We start from the raw sequence: 21,166 nt of genomic DNA, 5'->3' as shown, positions 1-21,166 counted from the left end.
GTGCTCAGAGGATGCCGCCGTTGGCGCGCAGCACCTGGCCGTTGATCCAGGCACCGTCCGGCCCCGCCAGGAAGGCGACGGCGGCGGCGATGTCCTCGGGCTGGCCCAGCCGCTCCAGGGGCGCCTGCTTGGCCAGGCGGTCCACCACGTCCTGCGGTTTGCCGTTCAGGAACAGCTCCGTGGCGGTGGGTCCGGGGGCAATGGCGTTGACGGTGATGGAGCGGCCGCGCATCTCCCGCGCCATGATCACGGTCAGAGCCTCCACCGCCGCCTTGGTGGCGGCGTACACGCCGTACGTGGGCGGGTACAGCCCCACCACGCTGGAGGAGAAGTTGATGACCCGGCCGCCGTCACGCAAGCGCCGGGCCGCCTCGCGAAGCGTGTTGAAGGTGCCCTTCAGGTTCACGTCCATCAGCTTGCCGAAGGCGTCGTCGCCCATGTCGGCGATGGCGCCCAAGGTCATGATGCCGGCGTTGTTGACCAGGATGTCGACGCCGCCGAACGCGGCCTCCACCCGGTCGAACATGGTCTTCACCGCCTGCGGGTCGGCCACGTCGGCCTGCGCGGTCAGGGCGCGGCCGCCAGCGGCCTCGATCCTGGCGGCCACGGCCTCCGCGGCGGCGGCGCTGCCGGCGTAGTTGACGATGACGGTGTGGCCGTCGCGGCCCAGCCGCTGGGCGACGGCCGCGCCAATGCCGCGGGCGGCACCGGTGACCAGGGCGATCTTCTTGGTGTTCGTGTTCATGGCTTGATCCTTTCCATCGGGCCTACCCTCCCGTGTCGTGGAGGCCGCCGCATTCGATAAAGGAAAGGTGCGCCCTGGTTGTTCCTGGATAAATCGTCTAGATTTGCCAGCATTATACAAAATATATCAACAATGGCTGTGCCTCATGGACCGCTTCGACGCCATGCGCGTCTTCACCCGTATCGTGGAACGGCGCAGTTTCACCGCGGCGGCGGAGGATCTGGGCATGCCACGCGCCACCGTGACCCACACGCTGCAGCAGTTGGAGGGGCGGCTGGGGACGCGGCTGCTGAACCGCACCACCCGGCACGTCAGTCCGACCCTGGATGGCGAGGCCTATTACCAGCGCTGCCTGCGCCTGCTGGCGGATGTGGAGGAGGCGGAGGGCGCCTTCCGCGCCACGGATCCCAAGGGCCTGCTGCGGGTGGACGTCCATGGCAAGCTGGCGCGGCATTTCCTGTTCCCGGCGCTGCCCGCTTTCCTTGCCCGGCACCCCGGCTTGGAGTTGCACATCAGCGAAGGCGACCGCCTGGTCGACCTGGTTCGTGAGGGGGTGGATTGTGTGCTGCGGGCAGGGGAACCGCGCGACAGCAGCCTGATCGCCCGCCGGGTGGCGCTGCTGCCCCAGGTGACGGTGGCCAGCCCCGCCTATTTGGACCGGCATGGCGTGCCGGCCACCCCGGACGACCTTGACGGGCATCAGGCGGTGAACTTCATCTCATCCACCACCGGCCGGCCCTTCCCCTTCGAATTCACGGTGGGGGAGGAGGTGCAGCGCCATACCTTGCCGGGGACGGTCAGCGTGACCGGCGCCGACAGCTTCGCCGAGGCGGCCCGCCTGGGCCTGGGCCTCATCCAGACCCCGCGGTACCACCTGGCTTCCGATTTGGCGACGGGCGCCTTGGTGGAGGTGCTGCCCCAATATGCGCCGCCCCCCATGCCCGTGTCCGTCCTCTACCCCCATAACCGCCAGCTATCGCCCCGCGTGCGGGTATTCGTGGATTGGGTCGCCGGCCTCTTTCGTTAACGCCTTGGCGTTAGTGCCTCAGGCCTCGCTGCCCCCGCCCGAGTGTGGGCGGGTTTGGCGCAGATAGGCCTGCACGGTGCGGGTCAGCGCCTCGTTTTGGTCCAGGGGCGGGTGCCAGTCGAAGGCCGCGCGGAAGGCGGCGTCATCCACCTCCAGCGACCCGGTCAGGCGATCGACGATGCCGGCCAGGCGGGGCAGGGCGGCGGCGGCGCGCCACAGGGCGGGGGGCAGGGATGGCAGCCAGGGGTGCCGGCCGGCGGCGGCGGCCAGGGTCGCCACCAAGGCGCTGGTGGACAGGGCCGGCTGGTCGGCCACCAGGAAGGTGCCGGTGACTTCCCAGCGCTCCACCGCCCGCGTGATGGCGTCGGCCAGGGTTTCCACGCTGATCAGGCTGCGCCGGTTGGGAATGCCGCCCAGGGGCAGGACGGGCCAGCGGGTGGCCAGGCGCAGCAGGGCCGCCATGTTGGCCTTCACGCCGGGGCCGTGCACCAGCGGTGGCCGCAGGATGGCCAGCGACAAAGGGCCGTCCGGCGGGCACAGGGTGGCCAGCGCCTCCTCCGCCGCGCGTTTGGACTGGCCGTACGCATCCTCCGGCAGCGCCGGATCCTGTTCCGTCAGGGGGCGGCCCGGACTGTGGTCGCCCATGGCCTTGACGCTGCTGACATAGACCAGGCGGCGCAGGCCGGCTGCCTGTGCCGCCTGGGCCAGGCGCACGGTGGCGGTGACGTTCAGGGCTTCCAGCGCGGTGGGGCTGACGTTGCGCTGGTGGGCCAGGCCGGCCAGGTGGACCAGGGCGTGGGCCCCTTGCAGCACGGGGGCCCAGTTCACGGGGCCGGTCAGATCGCCCACCGGGGCGGCGTCCACGCCGGCCGGCAGGCCGGCGCCGGCCGATCGCACCACCGCGACGACCTCATTCCCGCCCACCAGCAGCCGGGGCAGCAGCGCCCGGCCGACGAACCCGGTGGCCCCGGTCACCACGATCCTGGCCATGTGCGCTTCCCTTGGTCACCTCTGAACATCGCCTCAATGACATGGGCCAATCGACAGGGCAACGGGGGAAGCCGCCAGGCTTCACTGATAGTCCCGGATGATGCGCTCCAGCGTGCCATCAGCCCGCAACCCCTCCAGCGCGGCGCGCAGACGGGTGACCAGCGCGGGGTTGGTGCCCAGGTTGCAGGCGATACCGACGGGCGCCACGGCGAAGGTCAGCACGGGTTCCACCGTCACGCCCGCCTGACGGGCCAGCCAGCGGCCGCTGATGGCGCCAGCGGCGGCCAGATCGGCGCGGCCGGCGGCCAGCATGGGCATCTGGTTGGCCGGCGCCACCTCCGTCACCTCCAGCCCCTGGTCGCGCAGCGTGGTGGCCAGCATGGTGCCGGCCGGCACCAGGACCGAGAAGGGGGCACCCCGGGCCTGGGCCTGGGCAGCCAGGGTCTTGACGTCCTCCAGGCTGCCCAGGGTGTGGGTGCCCTCGGGGTGGGCGTGGTCGTAGTGCAGCCAGTCGGGCCGGGCGAACAGGGCGGCCCCGCCTTGGGCGATGGGGGCCACCCATTGGAACAGGGCCTGGCGCTCCATCGTCTGGTTCACGGCGGCCAGGCAGGTGCCTGGTATCTCCTGCACCGTGTGGTATGCCCGCCGGAAGGGCAGCACCTGCACCTGATAGGCTATGCCCGCCGCGGCCATCAACGGGGGCAGCAGGTCGCCGACGATGCCTGTCAGGCGGCCGGTGACCGGATCGGTGAAGTTCAGCGGCGGGTTCTCCTCGGTGATCACGGTCAGGGCCACCGTCGCCTCGCCCGCCTGGGCGGGCACCGGACAGTCGAAGGCCCAGGCCCAAGCCACCAGCGCCATGGCGATCAGGCGCTGCAATGGGACGGCGGATTTTGCGAAGGGACCGGACATCGGCTTCCTGGCGGCGAAAGAAGGCGCGCGCCGGGAGGTGAGCCGCTTCTCGGGCGGGTTGGCAGGGCATCCGGCGGGAAGGGTCAGTCTCCGCCTGGACTGCCTACCAAGTTCTTAACGGCCGCCGATTGCTGGTAAACGGCCTGGTCAATGCAGGTTGGCCGGAGTGGCGATCTTGTGCTGCACGTTGCCGCAGGCGTTGGCCAGCGCCGCCGCGCGCCGCAACAGTAATCCGCGCCTCTCCGGCGGGTGGCGACCCAGGATGCACTCCACCGCCAGGGCGTCATCGGCGGACAGGTCGGTGGTGGCGTTCAGCAGCAGGCCGGCCAGGACACGACAGTCGGCGTCGTGGCCCGCGGTCCCGCTGCGGAACAAATGGCGCAGGCGGGCGGCCGCGCCATCCGGATCCTGGCTTAACAGGGGTATTGGCTCCCGGCCGGTGGGTAGTTCGCCATCGACGGGAACACCGTTGGGTCCCACCTCGACGGGGGGGAAGGGGGTATCCGGTGGCGTCATCGGGCCGTTCCTTGGAGGCAGGGCGGTCAGGGACTTGGCGGCGGATGGTCCATCGCGCGGCCCATGGCCCCACCGTCTCCAGGGGCCCGCATCGCGCGACCCGTCAACCCTAGCACCTGCCCCCGGCACCGGGGATTCGTCCAAACGGAGAGGGTCGTTCGGGATAGGCTGACGGCCCCTCCCGCTACGCCCCCTCCCGCCTGGTTCTAGACCGCCGACGGGTTCTCCACCGGTGTTTCCGCCGGCACGGCCGCCGGCGCGGTGCGCGTTGGCATGGCGATGGCGCGCAGCGACGTCGATGTCAGGCCCACGGCGACGATGCCCCACAGCGCCAGCCCGCTGCCCAGGAACATCACCTGCGGCGGTAGGTAGCGCATCAGCCAACCGCACAGCGCGGAGGACAGGGGCGCCAGGCTCATGACGATGAACATGAACAGGCTCATGCCCCGGCCCAGCATGGCCGGCGGGATGCGCCGCTGAATCCAGGTGAAGACGCCGATCTGGATGAAACCCGCCAGGCAGCCGGCCATGGCCATCAGCAGGGCCGCCTGCCAGGTGTGGGTGGCCAGGCCCATGGGCATGAACACCAGCGCCAGCAGGCTGTCGATCAGCAGGATGGTGGCGCCCAGGGTGCGCAGGCGCAGCTTGGGGCGGGCGCCCGACACCACCATGCCCACCATGGTGCCGACGCCATGCAGGCCCATCAGTATGCCGAAGCCGTCGGCGCCGTCGGCCAGGCGGTCGCGGGCGAAGACAGGCAGCACCGCCTGCAGGGGCCCGCCGATGAAGAAGGTGGTGGCGGAGAAGTAGAGGCACAGCGCCCGTAGCTCCGGGTCATGCCAGAAGTGGCGGATGCCATCGCCGATGGACCGGAAGACGGCGCCCAGGCTTTCCTCCCGCTTGCCCGCGCCGGTGGCGGCCGGCACGCTCAGCATCCTCACCTGGTACAGGGTCAGGGCGGAGATGACGAAGCTGAGGCAGTCCACGAGGAAGGCGGCGCCCAGGCCCGTAAGGTCGCTGGGAACGGCCACACCGTCGGCGGTCACCGCCTTGCCGCTGCCGCCGACCAGGGCGATCAGGCCGCCGGCCATCAGTGGCCCCAGCAGCAGCGTGGCCTGACGCATGCCCATCATCATGCCGTTGGCGGCCTGCAGCTGGTCGCCCGGCACCACGCGGGGCAGGATGGTGGTGCCGGCCGGGATGCTGAAGGCGCTGGCCAGGCCGATGCCGAAGGCCACGACGCACAGCACCGGCACGGTCAGGGTGCCGGTCAGCACGCCGGCCGCCAGCCCACCCAGCAGCACGGCGTTCACGTATTTTGTCAGCAACAGCACGCTGCGGGCCGGGTACCGGTCCACCAGCGCGCCGCCCACCAGCAGGAACACGGCGCGGGGCAGGCTGATCAGGCCCAGCACCAGGCCCATGGCCAGCGTGTCGTTGGTGACGGCCAGCACCAGCCAGGGCATGGCCAGCATGCTGAACTGGTCACCCAGCATGGAGATGACGCCGCCGCTGATCAGCCACAGGAAGTTGCGGTTGCGCATCAGGGGATTGGGCGGGCGCTTGGCGCGCGGGGCCTTGGTCGACATGCGGGTGCCTCAGGACAGCGGGTGTTTGGCGTCGGGTTTCGGTTTCTTGGCCAGTCGCGGCTTGGACCGGGGGGCTTTCGCTGGCGGCGGTAGTTGCTGATATTCCGGGGGCAGCGTGCCGCCGGGGAACAGGCCCATCAGGCGCGCCCGTTCGTAATCGGGCGGGCGGATGTCCCCGGCCTCGATGGTTTCCACCAGTCGGGCCAGCCAGGCGTTCTCCGTCTCCATGTGCGCCAGGCCATTTTCCAGGATGGCGCGCATGCCGGTGGAATGGATGGGCGCCAGATGGTCGGCCAGGGCCTTCAGGGGGGCGTGATAGGCCAACTGCTCCGCCAAGCGGTGGCGCAGGGCATCGGCCACCACCGCCGGATCGGCGTGGTGCAGGAACATGAGCGCGGGATAGAGCGGGTGATAGCGGGGGGAGAGGTCCGCCAGCCGTTCCGCCATCAGGGCGTGGAAGCGGGCCTTGCCGGCGGGCGTCAGGCCATAGGTGGTGCGCTCACCGCCCCTGGCCACCGTCTCCACCCCCTTGGCCTCGATCAGCCCGTCCCGTGCCAGGCTGCGCACGGCGTAATAGAGTGTGCCCACGTCCACGTCGATGTAGTGGTCGACATGGGCCGCCGTCAGCCGCCGCTTGATTTCATAGGGGTGCAGGTCGCCGCCGTGCAGCACGCCCAGGATGAGGAGTTCCGCTTTCATGGTTTAATTAAACTAATATAGTTGAATTAAACTATCAATCAACTTTTGCGATGCCCCTTGCGGGCGGCGGCCGGTCGCGATTCAATGCGGTCCATGAACCGTCTCACCCTCCGCCTCGATTTCGGTGACCAGGGCGCCGTTGGGCCCGGCAAGATCCGGCTGTTGGAAGCCATCGCCGAACACCGCTCCATTTCCGCCGCCGGCCGGGCGATGGGCATGTCGTACCGTCGCGCCTGGCAATTGGTGGACGCGCTGAACCAGACCTTCGCCCTGCCTTCGGTCACCACCCAGGTGGGCGGCGGCGGCGGCGGCGGGGCGGCGCTGACGGAATTCGGCCAGGAACTGGTTTCGGCCTACCGGGAGATGGAGAGGGCGGCGGCCGACGCCACGGCCGAAACACGGGCCAGCCTGGCGCGCCGTCTGCGGACGCCGGGTTAGCCGCCCTGGTCCAGGGCAACCGCCTTGACGATGGCCCACAGCGGCTGGCCGGGGGCGATGGCCAGGGTGGCGGCGCTGGTGCGGGTGACCCGGGCCAGCACGGGGGCGCCCACGCAGTCCAGCCGCACCACGCTGCTGCCGTCCGCATCCTCCCGCACGTCGGTCACCACGCCGGGCAGCACGTTCAGGGCCGACAGCCCTTGCGGCGGCCGGTCGGACAGCAGGACGTCACGGGCGGGGATGCGCAGGCGGGTGCGCGCCCCGGCCGTCAGGTGGGCGGGCAGGTGCGGCACCAGGATGGGGCCGGCCGGCGTGTCCAGCCGGATCAGCCCGTCGCCGGTCCGTCCCCCCACCACCGCGTCCAGCAGCGACCCGGCTTCCGTCCCGCCCGTCAGGTCCATCAGGTCGGGGCGGGACCAGAGGGTGGAAGGGGCGCCCACGGCGCGCACGCGGCCCTGGTCCATCATCACCACCGTGGTGGCCAGGCGCGCCACCTCCGCCACCGCGTGGGTGACGTATAGGATGGGCAGGCCGACCGTGTCGCGCAGCCGTTCCAGATAGGGCAGGATCTCGGCCTTGCGCCCTTCGTCCAGGGCCGCCAGCGGCTCATCCATCAGCAGGATGCGCGGGGCGGCCAGCAGGGCACGGCCCAGTGCGACGCGCGCCTTCTCGCCCCCGGACAGTCCCGCCGGCCGTCGGGCCAGCAAGGGGGCGATGCCCAGAAGATCCGCCACCGATTCCAGGGTGGGCGCGTCATCCGTCAGATGGCGGCGGGCGAACCAGCGGCCATACAGCAGGTTCTGGCGCACCGTCAGGTGGGGCAGCAGCCGCGCCTCCTGGAACACATAGCCGACGCGGCGGCGGTGGGGCGGCAGCCACAGGCCGGCATCCGTATCCACCAGGAGCACGCCGCCCACGGCGATGCGTCCCCGGCTGGGCCGCTTCAGCCCCGCCACCAGATCGATCAGGGTGCTCTTGCCCGATCCCGATTGGCCGAACAGGACGGTCAAGCCGGCGCCGGCCGTGACCTGGGCCTCCAGCGTGAAGGCGCCCTGGCGCAGGGCGACGTCCAGGTCCAGTGACGCGGCGGCGGTCATCACGGCAGCCCGCTGATGCGCCGGCTGACGCCCCGGGCCAAGGCCTCGGACAACAGCAGGGCCGCCAGCGACAGGGCCACCGACACCGCCACCAGGCGCAAGGCGCCGGCATCGCCGCCGGGCGACTGGGTATAGGCGTAGATGGCGCCCGACAGGGTCTGGGTGCGGCCCGGGATGTTGGAGACGAAGGTGATGGTGGCGCCGAACTCCCCCAGGGCCTTGGCGAAGGCCAGGACCGAGCCCGCCAGCACCCCGGGCAGCATCAGGGGCAGGGTCACGGTGGCGAACACCCACAGCGGCGGGGCGCCCAGGGTGCCGGCCGCCTGCTCCAGCCGGCGGTCCACCGCCTCGATCGACAGGCGGATGGCCCGCACCATCAGGGGGAAGCCCATGACGCCCGCGGCCAGCGCCGCCCCGGTCCAGTTGAAGGCGAAGACAATGCCCAGGCTGGACAGCGGCTTGCCCACCCAGCCCTGCCGGCCCATCAGCAGCAGCAGGCCGTATCCTGTCACCACCGGCGGCAGGATCAGGGGCAGGTGGACGATGCCGTTCAGCAAGTCCCGCCCCCAGAACCGGCCCCGGGCCAGCGCCAGGGCCACGGCGATGCCGGGGGGCAGGGCCGCCAGGGTGGCGCAGATGGCCACCTTCAGGCTGAGATGGATGGCCGCCACCTCATCCGGGCCGAAACCAAGGTCGATCATGGGGCCTGTGTGTCAGGGAATCACTTCGCCGACAGTACGGTGAAACCCTGGGCCTCGAACAGGGGGCGCGCCTTGGGGCCGGCCAGGAAATCCAGAAAGGCCTGGGCCTGGGCGCTGGTGCTCTCCTTCGTCAGCGCGATGGGGTACAGGATGGGGGCGTGGCTGTCGGCGGGGAAGGTGGCGACGATGCGCACGCCCGGTTCCGCCACCGCGTCGGTCTTGTAGACGATGCCCAGCGGCGCCTCGCCCAGCGCCACCAGGGCCAGGGCGGCGCGCACATTCTCCGCCGGGGCCAGGCGGTCCTGCACCTTGTCCCAGGCGCCCAGCTTGGTCAGGGCGGCCTTGGCGTACTTGCCGGCGGGCACCGCGGCCGGATCGCCCACAGCCAGGCGGCCGCCCTTCTGCGCCACGTCCAGCGCCTGGTCCAGGGCGAAGCCTTGCTTGATCTCGATGGTGGTTTTGCTGTCGGCGGCGGCCACCAGCACCAGGTCATTGCCCAGCAGGTCGCGCCGGGTGGCGGGCTGGATCAGGCCCTTGCCGGCCAGATAATCCATCCAGTCCTCATCCGCCGAGATGAAGATGTCGGCCGGCGCGCCCGCCTCGATCTGTTTGGCGAGGGCGGAGCTGGCGGCATAGGTGGCGGTCGCCTTGGTGCCGCCGCCGGTGGCATAGGCGGTGTTGGCGGCGTCCAGCGCGTTCTTCAGGCTGGCCGCGGCGAAGACCAGAGACCCTTCCTGGGCCCCTCCCTGCGCCCGGGCGGGCGGCGCGCCCAGGCCCGCCGCCATCACCATGGCGGTCGCCACGGCCAGTCGTCCCACAGCCCGGGCCATCGCCCGGCGGTTTCCCATCTTCAGCATGCCCGTCGTCCCCCTCGGCCTTCGGCTTAACGCTATATCTCGGTAAATATAGCGCGTGCCGGCGACGGCCGCCACGCGTATCCGTCGCCATCGATCACGCTTTCCTGGCAAAGGTGCGAATTGCCGCGTTACGCAACGGCGGACGGGGCAAAGGCTGTCACGCCATTTGCGGTCGGAGGCCCTGTCCTCTTGCCGCTGGTGGCCCTGGCCGGCGCCGCCCCACCCTGGGGCCTGTCTTCAGGCGGGGGATGGTCCCTGCCTGCCATCCGCACACCTGGGGGATGTCGCCATGACCAGCGTTTCGTCGACCACCGGCACCAACATGACCGTGTCGCTCACCTCTTTGCTCCAGTCCGGTGGCACCACATCCAGCAGCGCGTCCTCCTCCTCGGCGGCCTCCACCTCCTCCACCGACAGCAGCGGGTCGGCCAGTGGCACCAGCGGCAGTTCCTCCACCAAGACGGTGACCAGCACCGTCACCGTCAGCGCGCCCGATGGGTCGACGACCACCACCGTCACCTATTCCGACGGGTCCACCACCGTGACCACCACACCGGCAACCCAGTCGGCCAGCGGCAGCGGTTCGGGCCAGGGCTCCGCCGGCACCGACAGCGATGCCAGCAACGGCAGCAGCCAGGCGTCGCAGATCAGTTCCGTCAACATGCTGGTGTAATCAAATTATCTTGTGCACAAGATAATCCGTCCTGTAGCTTCGGGGAACGTCGGGAACCCCGGGGCGCAGGGCCGCCGGGCCGTCCCGCCATGAGGGGGACGGCCATGGCCACGGTTTACGACTACACGGTGCGCGACGCGGCGGGATCGCCGGTGGACATGGCCAGCTATCGCGGCAAGGTCGTCCTGGTGGTCAACGTGGCCAGCAAATGCGGCTTCACCCCGCAGTACACGGGGCTGGAGGCGCTGTACCGCAAGTACAAGGACAAGGGCCTGGTCATCCTGGGCTTCCCCTGCAACCAGTTCGGTCAGCAGGAACCGGGCGACGCCCAGGAAATCCAGAATTTCTGCTCCCTCACCTATGACGTGACCTTCCCCGTGCTTGCCAAGGTGGAGGTCAACGGCGCCAAGGCCGAACCGCTCTATGAGCACCTGAAGGGCCGGGCGCGCGGCTTCCTGGGCAGCAAGTCCATCAAGTGGAACTTCACCAAGTTCCTGGTGGGCAAGGATGGCTCGGTGAAGCGTTATCCGCCGGTGGCCAAGCCGGAGAAGCTGGAACAGGCCATCCAGGCAGCGCTGGCGGCTTAGACGGCAGTGGAATTATAGTTCCGGAATCCATGCTAGTCTATGAGAGAGAGGCTTCTTCTAATTAATCAGCTAGATGGTAAATACGCTATTAACCAAAGAAAAGACCCTTGGGGGTGCCCAAGGGTCTTTCTTGGCGGGGTTAAAATACTGAGCCCCCGTCATGGCGAATACGCATTATCAATGCCTCCTTGGGCTTTGGGTGATTGGAGCCTACCTCTTTGGTCTCCCTTTCGCAACTAAGCTAAGAGATAAACCCATTTGGCGGTGTCGGCTCAGCTATGAGCTGCAAGCTCGGGGAACGTCGCTTCCACCAAAAAATTATCCCCTGCCATGGCAGGGTGTAGGCCATAGTTTCCCACCTATATACCGTATGGTTGTATTGGGGCTGAACTGACAGATTTTCCGGTCTAATAGCTTCAGCATGAAGTTCTAAGCCACCAGAAGTTCTATCAAAGGCCTGAATGGTTATTTTTTCTGTCGCAAGGGCGGTTCTAAAAACTTCGGTATCTTCCGCCTCTTTTGCCATCGCATATACAAGGCGAATTGTTGTTTTTTGGGCGGGGAGAAGCTGGTAGCTCCCAAAGTCAATCCGCACCAATTGTTTATTTGTTGCGAGATTATATTTTAAATCAGCATGATGCTTAGTGTCAATTCTGCTGTCTCCATCTACTATAACGTCTAGTATTCGTACATGTCTTTTCATTTCCTCCACATATGGATTGGGGAGGGCAAGAAATATGGGGATTTCGACGCTTTCGCTGCTTATATTTCGTACGCAGAATGTGGCGTCTGCCTCCACGGAAACAAAACTTAATATTGAGCCATCGGGTAGATTCTCGCTTTGGTCACTGAGGGTGTAGGTAATATTGATATGATCGCGTATTATTTTAACCCGCAATATATCGTCGACAACGCGCTTAACATAATCGGTTGGTAGGTGAGTGCCAAAAACACCACGGAAGACGTTTTCACTAATTGCTTCTACTTTCTCTTGGATGCTGTCATCCAAATGCTGACGGTGAGCATTTTCTATGGATACAATAAGAAGAATCGCAACAACCAAAGATATTGCCAGATCTCTTGCGCTATGAGAAATAAACTCCAGCATAAGATGCGCAATAGAGTGGGATTGTTCCTGGCCTCCTGCCGATATGACTATATCTAACAGGAAGTATATTAGAAAAAATGTTACAGACGCCAAAAGAAGAAGCCATTTCCGACTTGCTACCTTCTTAATGTATCGCTTTCCCCAGGTTGCGACGCTGTTTGCCATCGTCCTAAATCCCGTAAGTTGTATTATTGATTTGTTATGAAGATACATGCATATTTGATATCTTGCAATGATGCGTTAAGTTCAATTCCTGGGATGTAATTTTTTATCCTAGTGGCTGTAATTTTATTTCAAGGCTGAAGTGACCACATAATTTACTAGTAACTGACTGCCAAAATATCGGCTGAGATTAAGTATGAGGGCGCACTCGCCGACCCTCTATCAGTTGAAGTGTCTATCAGGGCTGATACTCCTCCGCCAACAGCCCCATGACTAGGCTGTCGTGCCATTGGCCGGTCAGGAAATAGGCCTGGCGTTCCCGTCCCTCGATGCGGAAGCCCAGCTTTTCATAGCAATGGATGGCGCGGGTGTTGAAGGCCAGCACCCGCAGGCCGACGCGGTGCAGGCCCATGGCGCCGAAGGCGTGGGGCAGCAGCAGGCGCATCACCCGCATGCCCAGCCCCCGATCCAGCACGGCGGGGTCCAGAAGGCCGATGCCCAGGCTGGCGACCCGCCGGCCCAGGGGCAGCGCCCCGTTGATGCCGCCCAGGCGTACGGTGCCCAGCAGGCGGTCGGGCGGTGGACCATCCGCGCCGGGCGCTCCCGGTTCCGGCAGGGCGATGGCCCAGGTGGAAGGGAACTTCATCTGGTCCGCCAGCCAGGTGTCGGCGTCGGCTTGGGTGAAGGGCGGGGTGTCGCCACCGCCATCCCAGCCCATCAGGCGGTAAATTTCCGGATCGCGGCCCAGTGCCAGCCGGCCGACGGCGTCATCCGGGCGCAGGGGCCGCAGGATGACGGTCCCGTCTTCCAGGCGGGGCACGATGGCTCCCGTTTCGTGATCCGCCATGACACACCCTTTCCCTGGCCCTTGCGGGGCCACCATCCCCGAAAGGATGAGGGCCTGGCAAGCCGACAGGGGAAGACTTAGGACTCGACGCCGATCTGTTCCGGCGCTGAGACGACGATATGGGTCTGGTAGTAGGTGGTGTCGGTTTCCGACCGCCAGACGGTGACACGCTTTCGCTTCACCCAGCACGGTGATGCGGCGGCCCTTGAGGTAGGTATCCGCATCCTCGCCGTAGACCTGTTGAAGGCGGGGCAGGGCGGCGGGCAGGATCTCAATAGACAGATTATGCGGGTCGCGATAGTCCGCCTGTGAATTCAGGAAGATGCGGCCGTTGTCCCGGCCCGTCGCCTGCACCGTCATGACGTAGGTGTCGGAATAGACGTCCGGTGCCACGGCGGCGGCGTACCGGATGGCGTCTTCGGTGGTGAGGGGCTGGGTGGCGCAGCCGGCCAGCAGGGTGGATCCGATCAGCAGCAGGACGGCGGTTTTCATTGGGCTCTCCAGCGATGCAAGGCTCCGCATCAAAGTAACGCGCGGGGGCGTCCCTTCAATCCGACGCGGTGGCCGGGCCGACGTGGCGCCCTGGCCGACGCGGCGCTTGGGCTGGGATCAGGAACCCACCTGGATCTGGCTGGGGTCCGCCACCACGATATGGGTCTGGTAGTAATATTTCTCGGTCTGCTTGCCGTTGGCGAAGAACCAGACGGTCACCCGCTTGGCCTCGCCGCTGACCAGGATGCGCCGGCCTTGCAGATAGGTGTCGGCATCCTGGCCATACGCCTGGCGGAAGGCGGGCACGGCGGCCGGCAGGATCTCGACCGTCACGTTACGCTGGTCGCGGTAGTCCTTTTCCGAATTCAGGTAGATGCGCCCATGCTCCCGCCCCGTGGCCTGCACGTCCAGGGCGTAGGTGTTCGACACGCCGTCCGGTGCCGCCGCCGCGGCCCGTTGGACGGCGTCAAGGGGGGTGGCCGGCGGCGTGGCGCAGCCGGCCAGTAGCAGGGACAGGACGGTCAGGACGACGATGGTTTTCATCAGGTGTACACCTCCGGCGGGGGAATGTCGCGGCGCCGAGGGTACCGCCACCGCCGCCCTTCAATCCATGGGCGGTGGGTGCGGCATTTTTTCAACCCGTGCTATCGACGCCCGAATTCATGGGGCCGGCGCCAGCAGCCATAGCAGGAACAGGACCAGGGGCAGGTGGAACAGCAGTTGGGTGAAGCTGAAGCCCACGATGTCCTTGGCCTTCAGGCCCAGCACGCCCAGCAGCGGCAGCATCCAGAAGGGGTTGATCAGGTTGGGCAGGGCCTCGGCGGCGTTATAGACCTGCACCGCCCAGCCCTTGTGCGCGTTCACGTCGATGGCGGCCTGCATGACGTAGGGCGCCTCGATGATCCATTTGCCGCCGCCGGACGGCACCAGGAAGCCCAGGATGGCGGAATAGACGCCGATGACGACAGGGAAGGTGCCGCCATTGGCCAGGCTGACGAACAGATGCGCCAAGTGGTGGGAGATGGATTGGCCATCCGCCCCCGGCACCTGGGTCAGCAACTGGGCGATGGCGCCGTAGAAGGGAAACTGGATCAGCACGCCGGCGGTGCTGGGTACCGCCTTGGACACGGCGGTCAGGAAGCTGCGCAGGCGGCCGTGCAGCAGCAGGCCCAGCATGATGAAGAAGAAGTTGTAGGTGTTGAGGTTGGAGATGACGCTCAAGGCCGGCTTGTTCTGGAACTCGTGCACCAGGAAGCCGGCGCCCAGCGCCACGATGATCAGCGGCAGGATGGGTGTCAGCTCCAGCCAGTCGCCCGGCCGGGTGGGGCCGTCGGCCTTCCCGCTGGCCGCCTCCGTCACGTCCACGCCCAGGTCGGCGGCCGTGCGGGCCTGCGCGTCGCCGGGGGCGGAGTAGTACGCGATGGCGACGGAGGCCAGCAGGATCACCAGGCCCATCACCATGGACTGCCAGAGGAAGATGGTCTGGCTCAGCGGGATGACGCCGGTGATGTCGGCCACGGCCTTGGGCAGGCTGGCGGGGTTGGCCTGCAGCATGGCGGCGGACGAGCTGAGGCCCAGGGCCCAGGTGGCGCCCAGGCCCAGGTAGGCGGCGGCGCCCGCCGCGCGGTAATCGACGCGGATGTCCCGGCGCCGGGCCAGCGCCCGCACCAGCAGGGCGCCCAGCACCAGGCTGAGGGCGTAGTTCAGGTATGAGGCCGCCATGCTGACGAAGGCGACGAAGGCCACCGCCCCCCGGCCGGTGGCCGGCACCCGGGCCAGCCATTCGATCAGCCGCAGCACCGGCGGCGAGCTGGCGACGACATAGCCGGTGATCACCACCATGGACATCTGGATGGTGAAGGGGATCAGCGACCAGAACCCATCGCCGACCCCGGTGGCGACGGCGCCCACCGGCGCGCCGGTGGCCAGGTTGCCGGCCGCCACGATGATGACGCCCAGCACCACGAACACGAAGGCGTCGGGGAACCATGTCTCCGCCCAGCGGGTGAAGGCGATGGCGCCACGCGCCAGCATTCCCTCCTCACCCGTACCGCCCGCCATCTTATTGATCGCCATTCCGGTTTCCTCCCACGCGGGATTTCTCGGCCCGCCCGTGTTAACCATACTGGCTTGGGTGCCGAAAAACACGGGGGAAGGTCAAAGGCGCCTTGGGAAAACGCCGGGCACCGGCGGTGTCAACTTGAACACCCGAGAGCCGCATGACAGATCGTGGCCGCCCGTCCGCTCAAGAGTGAAGGCCGCCGGCAGATAGTTGAGCAGCATCAAGGCGAGGCCGACCAGTTTGATCGGCAGAATCTCCGGCGCATGGGCGTCCAATTGCCCGGCGATGTCGACTGGCAGGGAAATCACGCTTTTCATCGTCGCCCGGCCTAGCGCTCGAGGCCAGCTCAACCGCCTGCCATCGACATGGCCAACAACCAGCTTCAGGATACGCTTCCCGGGTGTCGCCTGGTGGGCTGAGGCGACGAACGCGGTGTCGTAGAGAATGAAGACCATCTGAAAGAGCGCTCCGAACCCCCATTCGGCTTCCGGGGTTTCCACCTGGTCCAAACCGCCGGTGGCCCACGACACGATGAAGGCGACGAGGGCCATAAGGAGGGTGGCTGCCAGACAAATGAATTTATCGATCCACAGCGCCGCCCATCGGCGGCCGAAGCTGGCATAGTCCCAACCGGCGGCCAGGATGGGGGCGACGGCCGGCGGCGGGATTGGGGTGGTGTCGACAATCAAAAGTGAGGACTTTCAGCCAGATGGGAGGGATTTCCAGCGCCCCTCAGATATCACATCACACGTCGCTATCCGGCGTCTTGAACACGCGTGTGCCGCAGATGCGGTCGTGGCCGGCGGTCTTTTCCGGGGCGAAGGCCACCATCAGGTAGTTGACCAGCAGGGCGACGCACAGGACCAGGGCCAGGCCGCCGTAGAGCAACGGTGCCGATTTGGCCAGGGGTTGCAGGACGACCAGGGGCGTGGAGATCAGTTCCTGCACGCCGATGCGGGCGAAGGCGATGCCCGCGCTGACCCGGCCGCCATCGGGCAGGGCCACCACCAGGGTCATGAACCGCTTGCCGGGCGTGGCCCGCATGCCGCTGGCCACGAAGGCTGTGTGATAGCCGAGGTACAGGGCGATGTTGACTACCGCCGCCGTGGGCAGGCCAGTCACCGCCGCCGGTTGCGCGCCGTCACCGACGCCAGGCGCCAGCGGATAGCCGAAGATCACGGCCAGGGCCAGTGAGGCCACGAACAGGATCAATCCGTCGATGACGGCCGCCAGGACCCGGCGCCAGAAACCGCCATAGGTCCATCCAGGGGGAAGAGCATCGGCAAGGGGGTGGGCGGGTACGGCTGCGTCGGTGCTCAAAGGACCCCTCCAGGCGGCAATCCCATGGGATAGACCCTTGCAGGATAAAGGCCCTGTGGCAGGAAGGACAGTGCCGTCACACGGATAAAGTGTCACCGCCTGGAATGAGGCGGGGCCCAAGGGCAACGGCATCGCCCACAATATAATCCGCATTAAAACGCCGTTTACATTTGGATAGGGGGAACTGCCGAATTAATGGCCCGTTCATCCCCAAATAAACGGCGCTGTAATTATTGTGTGACGACTCCTATCATTGCATCCTTGCGATGGCAAGTGACTCTCAATGATAGTTTCTTGACTATCGTCAACATGTGATGAGTTCTGACAATCGGCGTCGCCGATTTGATGTGCCGTCGGCTTCCAATCAACTTATGATCGGCGGCTGGCGCCGTGCCAAAGGAACGCGCGGCCGTCCGCCGCGCTTGGACGGTCCACCCATCGACGAACCGGGACAGGAGGTTTTCGCCCAGGGACGTGCCCACCCGCGGCCTGATTCCCGCTCGGGACGCGCCGTGACGTCATGCCCTTGATGGTCCGTCCTGGCGCGGCCTGTCGCCGTGCCCCTGGTTCACGCCTGTTCCCATGGGCTGGCCCCGCTCAGGGGGGGCTGCCGTCCATCGGGCCGTCCGTGGGGGCCTGGGCTTGTTCAGTGGGCGGGTCGCATGCGCCCGCCGACCAGCGCACAGGCCTTCCAGCGCGTCGCCTTGTGGGGGACGCCCATCGTTGGCGGTCAGCCGTGGGGGCGGGCCTCGGGGCCGACGGGGGTGCCATCGGCGGGATTGGTCGCCGAGCCTTCCGCGCCTTCCGCCGCTCCCTCGGACAGGGGCTCCGCCCGACGCAGGCGCGGTCCCATCACCTGGAACACCGGGCCACCCAGATAGGTGAAGTAGATTTTTCGCTGGCTGTGGGAAACGAACAGGCGATGGGCGCGCAGGAAGTCGAGGCCCAGCAGCATCTCCGGCACGTCACGTCCACCCCGGCTGAACAGGTCGCCGAAACGCAGGCGCACATGCTTGATCTCCTCATCCCCCAGCCGGAAACTGTCGAAGACGCCGACATAGTCTTCCACTTGATCGTCGCCGATGCCTGCCGCTTTGCCGCTGCGTTTCACGCCCGGACTTTCCGGCGTCAGCCCCGCCCGCGCCGCCGCGCGCTCTGTCAACACCGACGTGGACGCGCCTGTATCCAGGATTGCGCGGATTTCCTCGCCGTTGAGCAGGACTTTCAACCAGATCTTCGGGCTGTCCTTGGAGAAGCGGTTCATCTCCGCCTCGCTGTAAGTATCGCCCCAATAGGCCAAGGCGATGTCATCGCAATTCTTGGGCTCGAACAGGCTGACCTTGTTATGGGCGATATCGATGTCCAGATCGAACCTGGACAGGAAATTCTCCCCCATGACGCCGAAGATGTCCGGGTTGTCGGACAGGTCATGGTTGGTGAAGACGGGATAGTCGATGTGATGGGCGGTCCAATCACCCAGCCGCAGATCGTCGATCCTGCTCTCTTGGACGCTGACCCTGCCGCCGACGCCCTCCATATAAATGCCGGGAACCCAATGGTAGCGGAGTTGAAGCCGCTCCGCCGCCGGCTTGGTGACCATGCCATAGGCGGCGCCGGTATCCATCATCAGATAACCGTTATGGCCGTTCACACCGACATCCAGCAGGGGCATGTTGGCGTCCATGGTCAGCTTCAGCGTACCCACGCGCAGCAGTTGACACTTTTCCTTCTCTCCTGCTTGGGCGCCGCCAGGCCGACCGGGCGCGACGCAGGCCAGGGTCAGACATAACGCGGCCGCCGCGACGCGGCGCGCGGGGCTATGGCGAAGCAAGCTCATGCCTTTGCGTATCTCTCGTTTGAAAGGGGCGAACCAGCCGCTTGCGCGGCCAGGGCTCCAAGGGAGCCGAAGTGGATCGCGCGTTGGCGCTTCCCCGGTCACAATAGGGAAGGGGTGGGGATCCAAGCGCGGTGGCCGGTATGGCTGCAGCGGAGAGAGGGAGACGTCCAAGGATGGGTCGCCCGGCAGGGCGCAGCAGGACACAATCATGGTCTTGGCCGGTCCCGCCGCCGGGCAGACCCATGCCAGGGCCACTGTCAGGCAGGCGGTTTGGCATCCCCCGACACCACAGCCGCGCCGGCCCCCCAAACGGGACCCGGTTCCCCATCGCCACAATCTGACTTCCCCCAAGGCCGCCGCACCGTGCGCCGCCATGCGCAATATTGCCATGTCGCGTCTGGGTCGCGGAAGGTGAAACATGCGGCACTGCAACTATCTGCCGCATGCCTTCCCGCGTGGCCGCTCCCGATGTGCGGCAGGGAGATTGGCCCCGGTACCGTTCCAGCCGGCCCCGGCGCCCAAATGCCCCAATCCACGTATTCCAACGCCGGGCACAGCAAGAAGGGGTGTCAGTCCTGCTTGGGGAACATCTCGGCCGTTACCTGGGCCATCTCCTCCGCCGACGGCTTGCGGCCGGGGCTGGACAGGGACCAGTCCTGGCCGAAGGGGTCTGTCAGCTTGCCATAGCGGTCGCCCCAGAACTGGTCGGCCAAGGGCATGGCGATGGTGGCGCCGGCGGCGACGGCCTTTTCCCAGGCGGCGTCCACGTCCGGCACGGTCATGTGCAGGGTGATGGAGCAGATGCCCACGGCCTTGGGCGCGCGGCTGCGGCCGCCGGCGTATTCGGGAAAGTCGTCGTTCAGCATCAGCACGCCACCATCGGGGAAGACCAGGCTGGCGTGCAGGACGCGGCCGTCCGGGGTCAGGTGGCGCGCGGCCTCGGTGGCGCCGAAGGCCCGGACGTAGAAGTCGATGGCGGCGGCGGCGTTGTCCACGGTCAGGTGGGGCAGGGGATGGCGGGGGTCGGCGGCGGTCATGGGCGGGCTCTCCTTGTTCGTTATGGCGGCCGTTCCTGGGGAAGGCGGCGGCCATTCTACACCCTTGGGGGCCCACCCACCGCCTATCCATTCATTACCCTTTCGCGACGCCGTGGGTTCAGGAGACGCCGCCCAGGGCCCTGAGCAGCACGGTGGCGATGACCACCATGGCCGCCCCGCCGATGCGGGTGGAAATCTGGGCGAAGGGCATCAGGCCCATGCGGTCGGACGCCGATAGGATGGCCACATCGCCGGTGCCGCCCAGGCCGCTGTGGCAGGCGGTGACAATGGCGGCCTCAACCGCGTACATGCGCATCTTGTGGCCGATGACGAAGCCGGCGGCGATCATGGCGGCCACGGTGGCGGTGCAGATGGTAACATAGCCGATGGTGAAGGACCCCACCAGCTGCGGCCACGACACCAGCAGGGCGCCCATGGCCACCAGGATGGCGAAGGTCAGGTTGGTCGACATGAAGCGGTTGATCTGATAGGCGCCCAGCTCCATCTCCGCCGGTAGGATGCGGGTCAGCTTCAGCAGGGCGGAACCGACGATCATCAGGATGGGGGCGGGAATGCCGGTCACGGGTGCCAGCTGTGTGCCCAGGATGAACAGGCCGCAGGCCAGCAGCAGGCCGGCGCCCATCAGGCGCAGCTCGATGGGACGGTCGGGTCCCCGGGCCGCCAGCAGCTCCCGGTCGGCGCCGGAGCGCACCAGCATGCCGTTGCCGTTGTAGCGTGGGTTGCGCTGGCCGAAGCGGTTCAGCAGGCCGCAGCCGATGATGGCCGCCACGTTGCCCAGCAGGGCGGCAGGCACCATCATGCCCATCAGGTCCGCCTGTGGGCGGCCCAGGATCTCGGCATAGCCCGCCGACAGGGGCAGCACCCCTTCGCCCAGGCCGCCGCCCAGGATGGGCACCAGGATGAAGAAGAAGGTGTGGGCGGGGGTGTAGCCGAACACCAGGCCGACGCAGATGCCCACGGCCAGGGCCGCCAGGGTGCCGCCCAGCAGGGGTACGAACATGCGCAGGAAGCCCTGGACCAGCACCCGGTGCGGCATGCCCAGGATGCTGCCCGCCACCAGGCAGGCAATATAGAAATACTGGAAATTGGCAGTCTTGAAGGTGGTGGTCACCGCCTTGACCATGGCGGCGTTGGCGATGCCGTTGCCCACCAGGGCCGCCGGCACGAACAGACACAGGATGGCCGGGCCGCCGATGGTGCGCAGCACGGGCAGCCGCGCGCCCAGCTCACCCAGCAGGAAGCCGGTCAGCATCAGCACGGACAGGCCGCCGATGACGTCGTTGGGCAGGCGTCCGGAAGCGGCGGCCAGGATGGTGACGGCGCACAGCGCCCCATAAACGGGCAGGGGCAGCGGCCCGATGCGGACGGCGGCGATGCGGCCCAGCGCGGATGGCGCCTCGGGAATGGCGGCGGGGATCTCGGTCACGGGGCGTATCCTCCCATTATTGT

22 protein-coding genes are annotated in these 21,166 nt (G+C 66.9%); 4 read left to right on the top strand and 18 right to left on the bottom strand.

Annotation, left to right across the window (positions count from 1 at the left end):
* Positions 1-4: 4 nt before the first annotated feature.
* Complete coding sequence (locus I55_RS13085; RefSeq protein ID WP_044561004.1) at positions 5-745, bottom strand: SDR family oxidoreductase; 741 nt, start codon at positions 743-745, stop codon at positions 5-7.
* A 145-nt stretch (positions 746-890) separates the two neighbouring features.
* On the opposite strand from I55_RS13085, the gene I55_RS13080 reads away from it, so the two are divergent.
* On the top strand, positions 891-1,772 hold the full coding sequence (locus I55_RS13080) for a LysR family transcriptional regulator (protein WP_044561003.1): 882 nt from the start codon (positions 891-893) through the stop codon (positions 1,770-1,772).
* 18 nt (positions 1,773-1,790) lie between these two features.
* Here I55_RS13080 and I55_RS13075 read toward each other — a convergent pair whose 3' ends face one another.
* The 5 genes from I55_RS13075 to I55_RS33040 all read right to left on the bottom strand — a co-directional run bounded on the left by I55_RS13075 (position 1,791) and on the right by I55_RS33040 (position 6,478).
* Positions 1,791-2,762: an NAD-dependent epimerase/dehydratase family protein gene (locus tag I55_RS13075; RefSeq protein WP_044561002.1), complete on the bottom strand. Its 972-nt coding sequence runs from the start codon at positions 2,760-2,762 to the stop codon at positions 1,791-1,793.
* Between the two features lie 81 nt (positions 2,763-2,843).
* On the bottom strand, positions 2,844-3,674 hold the full coding sequence (locus I55_RS33045; protein WP_049974077.1) for an ABC transporter substrate-binding protein: 831 nt from the start codon (positions 3,672-3,674) through the stop codon (positions 2,844-2,846).
* 147 nt (positions 3,675-3,821) lie between these two features.
* Entirely contained in the window at positions 3,822-4,190 is a 369-nt protein-coding gene (locus I55_RS13065; RefSeq protein WP_044561001.1) for a hypothetical protein, read from the bottom strand.
* A gap of 206 nt (positions 4,191-4,396) precedes the next feature.
* A complete protein-coding gene (locus I55_RS13060; RefSeq protein WP_044561000.1) occupies positions 4,397-5,779 on the bottom strand; it encodes an MFS transporter in 1,383 nt (460 codons plus the stop codon).
* 9 nt (positions 5,780-5,788) lie between these two features.
* The gene (locus I55_RS33040) at positions 5,789-6,478 is read right to left on the bottom strand and encodes a PadR family transcriptional regulator (protein WP_049974076.1); all 690 of its coding nucleotides are present in this window, start codon (positions 6,476-6,478) and stop codon (positions 5,789-5,791) included.
* Positions 6,479-6,571: 93 nt separating this feature from the next.
* Here I55_RS33040 and I55_RS13050 point away from each other — a divergent pair, with 93 nt between their 5' ends.
* Positions 6,572-6,916 carry a winged helix-turn-helix domain-containing protein gene (locus I55_RS13050; RefSeq protein WP_044560999.1) on the top strand — a complete coding sequence of 115 codons (345 nt, stop codon included), beginning with the start codon at positions 6,572-6,574 and terminating at the stop codon, positions 6,914-6,916.
* Here I55_RS13050 and modC read toward each other — a convergent pair.
* The 3 genes from modC to modA are packed head-to-tail and all read right to left on the bottom strand — an operon-like array spanning position 6,913 to position 9,571.
* Positions 6,913-8,013, bottom strand: a complete 1,101-nt coding sequence (gene modC, locus I55_RS13045; RefSeq protein WP_044560998.1) for a molybdenum ABC transporter ATP-binding protein — start codon at positions 8,011-8,013, stop codon at positions 6,913-6,915. The genes I55_RS13050 and modC overlap by 4 nt on opposite strands.
* Positions 8,013-8,714: a molybdate ABC transporter permease subunit gene (gene modB, locus I55_RS13040; protein ID WP_044560997.1), complete on the bottom strand. Its 702-nt coding sequence runs from the start codon at positions 8,712-8,714 to the stop codon at positions 8,013-8,015. Before modB ends, modC begins: the two co-directional genes overlap by 1 nt.
* Before the next feature lie 20 nt (positions 8,715-8,734).
* Positions 8,735-9,571, bottom strand: a complete 837-nt coding sequence (modA, locus tag I55_RS13035; protein WP_252181125.1) for a molybdate ABC transporter substrate-binding protein — start codon at positions 9,569-9,571, stop codon at positions 8,735-8,737.
* 289 nt (positions 9,572-9,860) lie between these two features.
* On the opposite strand from modA, the gene I55_RS35875 reads away from it, so the two are divergent.
* On the top strand, positions 9,861-10,244 hold the full coding sequence (locus I55_RS35875) for a hypothetical protein (RefSeq protein WP_148293698.1): 384 nt from the start codon (positions 9,861-9,863) through the stop codon (positions 10,242-10,244).
* 104 nt (positions 10,245-10,348) lie between these two features.
* Entirely contained in the window at positions 10,349-10,831 is a 483-nt protein-coding gene (locus I55_RS13025) for a glutathione peroxidase (RefSeq protein WP_085940001.1), read from the top strand.
* A gap of 241 nt (positions 10,832-11,072) precedes the next feature.
* Here I55_RS13025 and I55_RS35870 read toward each other — a convergent pair whose 3' ends face one another.
* From I55_RS35870 to I55_RS12985, 9 genes are all read right to left on the bottom strand, one after another.
* Entirely contained in the window at positions 11,073-12,104 is a 1,032-nt protein-coding gene (locus I55_RS35870; protein ID WP_148293697.1) for a hypothetical protein, read from the bottom strand.
* A gap of 235 nt (positions 12,105-12,339) precedes the next feature.
* Positions 12,340-13,440: a GNAT family N-acetyltransferase gene (locus I55_RS34435; RefSeq protein WP_049974075.1), complete on the bottom strand. Its 1,101-nt coding sequence runs from the start codon at positions 13,438-13,440 to the stop codon at positions 12,340-12,342.
* Positions 13,441-13,557: 117 nt separating this feature from the next.
* Entirely contained in the window at positions 13,558-13,983 is a 426-nt protein-coding gene (locus tag I55_RS13015) for a hypothetical protein (protein WP_044560994.1), read from the bottom strand.
* A gap of 117 nt (positions 13,984-14,100) precedes the next feature.
* The gene (locus I55_RS13010; RefSeq protein WP_085940000.1) at positions 14,101-15,516 is read right to left on the bottom strand and encodes a short-chain fatty acid transporter; all 1,416 of its coding nucleotides are present in this window, start codon (positions 15,514-15,516) and stop codon (positions 14,101-14,103) included.
* A gap of 81 nt (positions 15,517-15,597) precedes the next feature.
* On the bottom strand, positions 15,598-16,191 hold the full coding sequence (locus tag I55_RS13005; protein ID WP_044560993.1) for an RDD family protein: 594 nt from the start codon (positions 16,189-16,191) through the stop codon (positions 15,598-15,600).
* Between the two features lie 55 nt (positions 16,192-16,246).
* Entirely contained in the window at positions 16,247-16,822 is a 576-nt protein-coding gene (locus tag I55_RS13000; protein ID WP_044560992.1) for an RDD family protein, read from the bottom strand.
* A gap of 730 nt (positions 16,823-17,552) precedes the next feature.
* Positions 17,553-18,659 carry a retroviral-like aspartic protease family protein gene (locus I55_RS34430; RefSeq protein WP_159107186.1) on the bottom strand — a complete coding sequence of 369 codons (1,107 nt, stop codon included), beginning with the start codon at positions 18,657-18,659 and terminating at the stop codon, positions 17,553-17,555.
* Positions 18,660-19,228: 569 nt separating this feature from the next.
* A complete protein-coding gene (locus I55_RS12990; protein WP_044560990.1) occupies positions 19,229-19,696 on the bottom strand; it encodes a VOC family protein in 468 nt (155 codons plus the stop codon).
* Between the two features lie 118 nt (positions 19,697-19,814).
* Positions 19,815-21,143, bottom strand: a complete 1,329-nt coding sequence (locus tag I55_RS12985; RefSeq protein ID WP_199902576.1) for a 2-hydroxycarboxylate transporter family protein — start codon at positions 21,141-21,143, stop codon at positions 19,815-19,817.
* Positions 21,144-21,166 lie beyond the last annotated feature (23 nt).

Origin of the sequence: Azospirillum sp. B4 (assembly GCF_000333275.1) — a bacterium.
GTDB lineage: Bacteria > Pseudomonadota > Alphaproteobacteria > Azospirillales > Azospirillaceae > Nitrospirillum.
The sequence above is the reverse complement of the archived record's forward strand: the minus strand, read 5'-3'. Positions and strand labels throughout refer to the sequence as shown.

Coding starts and splice junctions, on each gene's coding strand:
- I55_RS33040 (WP_049974076.1), bottom strand. CDS start 6,478: ATGAAAGCGGAACTCCTCATCCTGGGCGTGCTGCACGGCGGCGACCTG.
- I55_RS13015 (WP_044560994.1), bottom strand. CDS start 13,983: ATGAAAACCATCGTCGTCCTGACCGTCCTGTCCCTGCTACTGGCCGGC.
- modB (WP_044560997.1), bottom strand. CDS start 8,714: ATGATCGACCTTGGTTTCGGCCCGGATGAGGTGGCGGCCATCCATCTC.
- I55_RS13075 (WP_044561002.1), bottom strand. CDS start 2,762: ATGGCCAGGATCGTGGTGACCGGGGCCACCGGGTTCGTCGGCCGGGCG.
- modC (WP_044560998.1), bottom strand. CDS start 8,013: ATGACCGCCGCCGCGTCACTGGACCTGGACGTCGCCCTGCGCCAGGGC.
- I55_RS13080 (WP_044561003.1), top strand. CDS start 891: ATGGACCGCTTCGACGCCATGCGCGTCTTCACCCGTATCGTGGAACGG.
- I55_RS13085 (WP_044561004.1), bottom strand. CDS start 745: ATGAACACGAACACCAAGAAGATCGCCCTGGTCACCGGTGCCGCCCGC.
- I55_RS13025 (WP_085940001.1), top strand. CDS start 10,349: ATGGCCACGGTTTACGACTACACGGTGCGCGACGCGGCGGGATCGCCG.
- I55_RS13050 (WP_044560999.1), top strand. CDS start 6,572: ATGAACCGTCTCACCCTCCGCCTCGATTTCGGTGACCAGGGCGCCGTT.
- I55_RS35875 (WP_148293698.1), top strand. CDS start 9,861: ATGACCAGCGTTTCGTCGACCACCGGCACCAACATGACCGTGTCGCTC.
- I55_RS13010 (WP_085940000.1), bottom strand. CDS start 15,516: ATGGCGATCAATAAGATGGCGGGCGGTACGGGTGAGGAGGGAATGCTG.
- I55_RS34435 (WP_049974075.1), bottom strand. CDS start 13,440: ATGAAAACCGCCGTCCTGCTGCTGATCGGATCCACCCTGCTGGCCGGC.
- I55_RS13060 (WP_044561000.1), bottom strand. CDS start 5,779: ATGTCGACCAAGGCCCCGCGCGCCAAGCGCCCGCCCAATCCCCTGATG.
- I55_RS33045 (WP_049974077.1), bottom strand. CDS start 3,674: ATGTCCGGTCCCTTCGCAAAATCCGCCGTCCCATTGCAGCGCCTGATC.
- I55_RS34430 (WP_159107186.1), bottom strand. CDS start 18,659: ATGAGCTTGCTTCGCCATAGCCCCGCGCGCCGCGTCGCGGCGGCCGCG.
- I55_RS35870 (WP_148293697.1), bottom strand. CDS start 12,104: ATGGCAAACAGCGTCGCAACCTGGGGAAAGCGATACATTAAGAAGGTA.
- modA (WP_252181125.1), bottom strand. CDS start 9,571: ATGCTGAAGATGGGAAACCGCCGGGCGATGGCCCGGGCTGTGGGACGA.
- I55_RS12990 (WP_044560990.1), bottom strand. CDS start 19,696: ATGACCGCCGCCGACCCCCGCCATCCCCTGCCCCACCTGACCGTGGAC.
- I55_RS13065 (WP_044561001.1), bottom strand. CDS start 4,190: ATGACGCCACCGGATACCCCCTTCCCCCCCGTCGAGGTGGGACCCAAC.